The organism is Pseudarthrobacter sp. NKDBFgelt, assembly GCF_046097905.1.
GTDB classification, from domain to species: Bacteria; Actinomycetota; Actinomycetes; order Actinomycetales; family Micrococcaceae; genus Arthrobacter; species Arthrobacter polychromogenes.
In genome coordinates this window covers 1-762 of record NZ_JBJURL010000192.1, presented here as the reverse complement: position 1 = coordinate 762, position 762 = coordinate 1, and the positions used below count along the sequence as shown (strand labels likewise).

Annotated in this window: 1 protein-coding gene; it reads left to right on the top strand. The window is 62.6% G+C overall.

Annotation, left to right across the window (positions count from 1 at the left end; genetic code table 11):
• The coding region (locus ACKAE7_RS21095) for a hypothetical protein (protein ID WP_408980232.1) at positions 1–762 on the top strand (762 nt) is incomplete at both ends.

The following is a 762-nucleotide window of genomic DNA, read 5'->3' as shown; positions in this document are numbered from 1 at the left end:
CATCGATTTCGATGCGTATGAGAACATCGCACTGCCAAGGCTGCGCGGCGCGGGGTGCTCGAACAACATGCTGCTGGTCGACGAGCGCATGCTCACCTATGCGCTCGACGGAGCATCTCTGCTCCCGGAACATGCGGGCCGCTACTACACGGTGACCGGCATTCAGCCAAAGACCGTGTTTCACCCGAAGGTCGTGCTGCAACTCGGGCGCCGCGGCGGCAGGGCGATCATCTCTTCCGCGAACATGACCGCCTCCGGTCTCGCCGGGAACCTGGAACTCGCGGGTCTGGTCTCGTGCACACAGGAAGCTGAAGGCGAAGCCCGGCTCGTTGCCGCCACATGGGAATACCTGAGCAGCCTACTTTCCGGGGAAGGGCAGGCACTGAACCACCAGCTCGAATGGCTTCGCGCGCGCACGCCCTGGCTCTTCGATACCGAGCCGGCCGCCGATGTCGTCAGCCTCGCGGACGGCTCCGGCGCCGCGTTGCTACGTTCCAGCGGAAATGGCTCGGCAGCCGGGATAGGAACGCGGTTCACGAACCTGATCGACGGAGAGCGCGTCGAGCGTCTTGTCGTGCTCAGCCCCTATTGGGATGATGACCTCGCCGCACTCGCCGCTCTGGTCAGCAGCCTTGCGCCGAAGAAGCTCGCAATACTTATTGACCGAAACACTGAGTTGTTTCCCGCCCAAGCGGCGAAAGCACTGCCCGACGTAGAAATCTATGACCTCAACACATTCGGCAAAAGCCGGTTCATCCACGC